Source organism: Rhodoplanes roseus, from assembly GCF_003258865.1.
GTDB classification, from domain to species: Bacteria; Pseudomonadota; Alphaproteobacteria; order Rhizobiales; family Xanthobacteraceae; genus Rhodoplanes; species Rhodoplanes roseus.
Genome location: NZ_NPEX01000707.1, coordinates 1 through 331, shown reverse-complemented (window position 1 = coordinate 331; position 331 = coordinate 1). Strand labels below are relative to the sequence as shown.

The following is a 331-nucleotide window of genomic DNA, read 5'->3' as shown; positions in this document are numbered from 1 at the left end:
CCGGCTCGGCGAGCGGGCCGCGCTATCTCGCCGATCTTTACGGCGTGATCCAGACCTACGGCTCCGGCACCAGCTATTTGCCCGGCAGCTCGGCCGGCACGGCACCGTCCGGCACATACGCCTGATCCCGGAGAGCCGAGATGACCGATCTTCCTTTCTCCGATGACGTCGTCGTCGAGAACGGCGCCGACGATGTCGAGGAGATCGTAGTTCCGACCCAGGGGCCACCGGGTCCCAAAGGCGTCCAGGGCGAGCCTGGTCCGCAAGGGCCTGCCGGCCCGTCCGGACCGTTGGGACAGACGGGACCGCAAGGAGTCACGGGCTCTGCCGG

At 68.6% G+C, this 331-nt stretch carries 1 pseudogene; it reads left to right on the top strand.

The window, feature by feature from the left end:
* Nucleotides 1-140: 140 nt before the first annotated feature.
* Nucleotides 141-331 (top strand): annotated as a pseudogene (locus CH341_RS36275) (collagen-like protein); the annotation flags it as partial.